Source organism: Oerskovia douganii (genome assembly GCF_015142735.1).
GTDB lineage: Bacteria > Actinomycetota > Actinomycetes > Actinomycetales > Cellulomonadaceae > Oerskovia > Oerskovia douganii.
Window position 1 is genome coordinate 177974 of the sequence record NZ_JACSPN010000005.1, and the last position, 5538, is coordinate 183511.

General features: G+C 73.0%; 4 protein-coding genes. 3 read left to right on the plus strand and 1 reads right to left on the minus strand.

All coding sequences use genetic code 11. The annotated features are described in order from the left end of the window. A partial coding sequence (locus H9623_RS06135; protein ID WP_193719166.1) for a VWA domain-containing protein occupies positions 1-3317 on the minus strand: 3317 nt, incomplete at its 3' end. A 168-nt stretch (positions 3318-3485) separates the two neighbouring features. Here H9623_RS06135 and H9623_RS06140 point away from each other — a divergent pair. From H9623_RS06140 to H9623_RS19325, 3 genes are all read left to right on the plus strand, one after another. Continuing rightward, complete coding sequence (locus tag H9623_RS06140; protein WP_193719167.1) at positions 3486-4016, plus strand: GNAT family N-acetyltransferase; 531 nt, start codon at positions 3486-3488, stop codon at positions 4014-4016. 148 nt (positions 4017-4164) lie between these two features. Beyond that, positions 4165-4581, plus strand: a complete 417-nt coding sequence (locus H9623_RS06145; RefSeq protein WP_193719168.1) for a universal stress protein — start codon at positions 4165-4167, stop codon at positions 4579-4581. A gap of 557 nt (positions 4582-5138) precedes the next feature. Further along, the gene (locus H9623_RS19325; RefSeq protein WP_227748243.1) at positions 5139-5459 is read left to right on the plus strand and encodes a hypothetical protein; all 321 of its coding nucleotides are present in this window, start codon (positions 5139-5141) and stop codon (positions 5457-5459) included. Positions 5460-5538: the final 79 nt, after the last annotated feature.

Consider the following 5538-nt stretch of genomic DNA (forward strand, 5'->3'; position numbering starts at 1 on the left):
GTCGCGGTCAAGGTCCAGTCGGCAGGCTCGTACGTCCCGCCGGTCGTCCCGTTGTCGACCTCCTTGACGAGGGTCAGCGTGGGCTGCTGGGCAGTGTTGAGGATCGTGCACGTCACGTCGGCGTCGAGCGCGACGGTCACGGTGTCGCCCTCGAGCTCCCCGCCCGTGCACGACCACGTGCTCGCGGCGTACCCGGCGGTCTCCGTCTCGGAGAGCACGTAGTTCCCGGCGAAGACCTCGACCGCGGACACGCCGCCCTCGCTCGTCGGGTCACCGTTGCCGGAGACCGTCGGCTGATCCGTGATGTCGTCCGGTGTCGCGGTGAGCGTCCAGTCGGCGGGGACCGCGGTAGATCCCGTGGACCCGTTGTCGACCTCCTTCACCAGGGTCAGACGCCCCGGGACGTCGGCGTTCACGAACGTGCAGGACGCGGTGTCGAGCGCAAGGAGCGAGAAGGTCAGCCCGAGGGACGCCCCGGACGTGGACAAGCACTGGGCACTCTCCTGCTCGTACCCCGTCAGCGTGCTCGACTCGCTGACCGTGTACGTCACGCCCGGGCGGACCGTGATCGGTGTGGCGACATCGGCCCCCTCGACCGACTGAGCGGGCACCACGACACCGTCCGGAACGCCGCTGACCGGGGTCACGTTGAGCTTCCAGTCACTGGGCACCGCGGAACCGCCGAACCGGTTCTCGACGATCTTCCGGACGTCGATCGTCGCCGCCTGGTTCACGGCTGTGCAGCGGATCCACCGGCCCAGCGGCACCGTGACGCCGCCGTTCAGACCGTCGGAGAAGCCGGGGATGACCGAGCCGTCAGCGTCGAGCTCGACGCACAGCCAGGTCCCTGTGGAGCCGGGGATGATGACCGCGTTGGGCCCTCTGACCTGGGCGTAGTTGGGGTCACCGCCCGACTCCGCCAGGGGGTATACCACGCCGGGGGTCACGAGCGCGGTCGCCCCGGGTGAGCCTGTGACGCCGTTCGGTCCGGCGAGCGCGCTGCCGGGGGCGACCGCGTCGAGGGTCCACGCGGTCGGCGACGCCGGACCACCCTGGACCGTCTTGGCGAGCGTCAGCGTGCTCTCGCACGTCACGGTGTTCGTGACCATGGCCGAGTTGGCGCCGGCGACGAGCGTGACCGACGACGGCAAGGCTTGGTCGACCGTCGTGCCGTTCACGTTCGTGACCCGCTGGCTGTCGAACGTGCAGCCCTGGAGACCGTTCGTCGTCGTCTCCGCGACCGCGATCGACTGGCCCTGCTGCAGACCGGTCCGCGGCACTCCCCAGGCCTGCGGAGTTCCTGCGACCTGGGCCACGGCGGTCAGCGCACCAGGCTGCTGCCCGTCCGCGTAGGACGTGCCGTTGACGACCCAGGTCTTGTTGACGACCAGCGACGCCACGGGGCTCGGCGCCCTGTTGTAGATCGTGCAGGTCACGGCCGCGGTGGCCGTCACAGGCACGTCGAACCCGTTCGCCCCGTCGTTGGTCACGGTGACGGGGTCGCCCGTGAGGATGTTGGTGCAGACCGCGTTGGCGCCGTCGACCTGCTGGAGCGTGAAGCCCGGCTGCTGCGTCTCCAGCACGCCGACCGTCCCGCTCGTCGTCCCACCCGCGAACGTCAGCCCGAAGTTCGCCGCGCCAGTACCGACAGCGGTGGTCGCGGTGGCCGGAGCATCGACCGTGACCCCGCCGGTCTGCGACTCCGCAGTGAGCTCCCACCCGCCCGCGGGCTCTGCGCCCTCGATCGACCCGACCGGGGCGCTCGAGGGCACCACCTGCTTGATGACGGAGACCGACCCCTCGCAGTTGCCGAGCGCGAGCGCGCGGAGCTGATTCCCGGCGTCCTCGTAGTCCGCGGTCTGGAAGTAGTCCGTCCCCGCGAGCTGCCCGGAGATCGCACGGAGGTTGAGTCCGCTCCCGGCGCTGTCGATGCCGTCCCCGACACCGAACGCGACCATGTGCGTCCCCTCGTCCTTGACGGCGTTCGCGCTGAACACGCCGTTCTCGACCTCACGCAGACGGGTGTAGTTCCCCGGCCCCTCCTGGTTGCCGTAGAAGGTCGGGTTCCCGTCGGTGATGACGATCGCGACGTCGTAGGCGGCCGCGCTCGTCGCGACCTGGTAGATGCCGCGGTCCCAGTTGGTGCCGCCGACGGCCGTGTAGCTGTTGATCCGGTCCTTCACGAGCTGGGCGCTGTCCGCCGTCGAGACCGGGGTCAGGGCCAGGTTGGGGTTGTTCGCGGCGGGGGCGAGCGAGCTGAACGTGAACAGGCCCATGTTGGACGGCGTCCCCGTCAGGGCGTCGACGAACCGGTTCGCCGCCTGCTTGAGCTGGGGCAGGTCGCCCGCGACGGACCCGGAGAGGTCGAGGACGAGCGCCACGTCGATCCCGCACTGCGCGGGGAAGGTCGGGTTCACCCGTGAGGTCTGCCAGATACCACCGGACGCCACGTTGTTCGTGTTGCCGGTGCCGAGCATGAACGAGCCCTGGGAGGTGTAGGTCGTGCCGTTGCGGAGCTGTGTCCCGGTGCGGAACTGGTATGCCGTGACCGTCGACCCGCTGCTGCCTGTCCCGAGGGTCAGGTTCGTGTACCAGTCCGCCGGGACCCCGGTCTGGACGACCCAGAACCGGCGGTCGCGGTTGGCGCCGCCGACCTGGGTGTTCGGCACCACGAACGAGCAGTCGCCGTCGGCGTCGGACACGCACGTGGCCCACGCGTCGGCGACCGGTGCCGTGGGAGCGCCCACGCCGTCGTAGAGCTGGAGGGTGACCCCGGCCAGCGGTCCGACGGCGACGAGGCTCGTGCGGTCACCGCCCACCTTGACCGTGACGACCGCGTCGTTCCCGGTCGCCGGCGGGACGACGAAGGGCGTCACGCCAGGGTCCTCCTCCGCGTCGTCGGGGGTGGTCGGCTCCGGCTCCGGGTCCGGGTCCGGGGCGAGGTCGGTCTCGGGGACCGGCGGTCCCAGGACCTCACCGCCCGAGGGCTCCTCGGTGGCCGGCGGGTCCGGCGTGGCCGCAGGTTCCTCACCGGTGGTCGGGCCGTCGCTCGGCGTCGGCACGCCCTCCGCAGGGACGTCGACTGGGGGTGTGGGCTCGGCGGCCGCCGGGCTCTCCGGGGACTGCACCGCGGGATCGACGGCCTCCTGGGTCACCGCGCTCGTCGTGTCCGGCGACGGTTCGCCCTCCGCCCCGGCAGGAGCCACGAAGCCCGTGACCACCAGCGACGCCAGGGCGAGGGAAGCCGTGATCCCCGGCAGCAGCCGCTTCTTGAGAGCCTTCGAACCCGTCGACCTGCTGAGCGTTGCACGTCCCATTGCCGTCCCCTTGTTGGCTGAGATCATCGCTGCGAGCCACGTCGTCGGTGGCGTGGCCCGATTTTCAGGGTGACATCACCCGCTCCGTCCAGCGACCGGTGGCCCGTCCGCCGTGACGCGGCACCGACGGCACGACACCCGTCCGGAGCGTCGCGCTAGGGTGCCCGGATGGCCGACGCACCCACCCTGACCGTCCGTCCCGCGACCCGTGCAGACCTGCCCGCGGTCACGGAGATCGCAGCGCACTACGTCCTGCACACGGTCGCCACGTTCCAGACGGACCCGCTCCCCCTCGCGGGCTGGGAGGAGCGGTGGGAGGCGCTGCGCGCTGCGGGGCGCCCGTTCCTGGTCGCCACGGTCCCGGGCGGGGCGGGCCTGCCCGACGGCGTCGCCGGGTTCGCGTACGTGGGCGCGTGGCGCGAGCGGCCCGCCTACGCCGCGACGGGCGAGGACACCATCTACCTCGCCCCGGGCCGCGAGGGGAGGGGCCTGGGCCGCGCGCTGCTCTCCGCGCTCCTGGTCGAGGCCGAGAAGTCCGGGGTGCGCGAGCTCGTCGCCGTCGTGAGCGACGCCGACTCGCCCGCCTCGGTCGTGCTGCACGAGAAGCTCGGGTTCCGGCAGGTCGGGCGGCTCGAGCGCGTGGGACTCAAGCACGGCCGGTGGCTCGACACCGTGCTGCTCCAGCGCTCGCTCGGCTGACGCGCCGCACGGGACGGACCACCCTCTCGACGCGGGGGACGCCGTCGGGCCCAGGGACCTCCCCCGCGAGCGGCCCGCAACCGCGTGGCAGGACCCGGTCGCGCGCCCGTGGCAGGACCCGGTCGCGCGCCCGTGGCACGATGGACAGATGATCCGACCCCTGCTCGTCGGAGTGCACCCGGGCCAGCACCCGGACATCGTTCAGCGCGCCGCCGGTTTTGCCCACGCCCTGGGGACGACGCTCGCGTGCGTGTGGGTCGACGTCGGGCCGGTGCCCGACGACGGCTCGGGTGAGCGCCGGCTCCAGGCCGAGCTCGACCAGGCGCTGCGCGCGACCGGCATCGACTGGCACCTGACCGTCGCGGCCGACGGGGACGTGGCACGTCGGCTCGACGAGACCGCCGTGAGTCACGACGCCGCGGTCGTCGTGGTCGGCGCGCACCGCGCGGGGGCCGACGGGTGGCGGGACGAGGCCCTGGGCGGCTCGGTCGCGGGCCGGCTGTCGCACCTGCAGCACCGACCCGTCGTCGTGCTGCCCGTGCTGCCCGCGCCGACCGCGGACTGACCCTCCCCCGCTGGGCGCGGAGCCCGTCTCCCGCTGGGAGCCGAGCGGCGCCCGGCTGAACCGCCCGGCCTCCCGGGACATCTGCCCCTGCCGCCCGGGACGCCTCCCGCCCCACGCTCGTCGTGTCCACCACCCGCGGCCGCCGCCCACCGGGCCCGGCCCCACGACACGCAGGGGTTCCACCATGACCGCACGACCGACAGCACCGATCACGTCCGACGCCGCCCTCGCCCTCGGGCACCCCGCCCGCACGTCCCGCGCCTGGGCGTGGACCGGCGTCGCCGCCGGGGTCCTGGGCATCGTCTCGATCCAGGCCTCCATGGCGCTCGGCGCGAACTGGGAGCAGACCGCGGGTGACGCCGACGCGATCGTCGCCGACCTCGCGGGCAAGACGTCCACGCTCCTCGTCTTCCACACCGCGACCGTCCTGGTCGCGGTCCTCGTCCTGGTCTTCGCGGCGGGACTCAAGCGACGCCTCGACGTCCAGGCCCCGGCGGGCAGCCTCCTGCCGACGGTCGCCGAGCGCGGGGCTCGTCCTCACCTCGGTCGCGGCCCTCATGGGCTCGGGGCTCGACACCCAGTTCATGTTCGGCTTCGCGGACGTCGACAAGGTCGTCCCCGAGTCGGGCGCGTTCTTCAGCGACTGGACCGCGACGATCCCGTGGCTGTGGGTCGGCGCGGGTCTGACGGCGGTCGCCGTGGCAGTGGCCTCGCTGCGGCACGGCGCCGCCCCGCGCTGGATCGGCGTCGTGAGCCTGCTCCTGGGCGGGCTGACGCTGCTCGTGGGGATCTCGCCGCTGCAGTACATGGCGGGGTTCGTGGGTCCGCTGTGGCTCACGGTCGCAGCGCTCGGCTTCGCGCTGGGCGACCGTCGCTGACCTGCCCGACGGCGCAGCGCACCCTCGTGGTCACGTCACCGAGGGCCCGGGACGTCCCGGGCCGGGGGGGGGGGGGGGG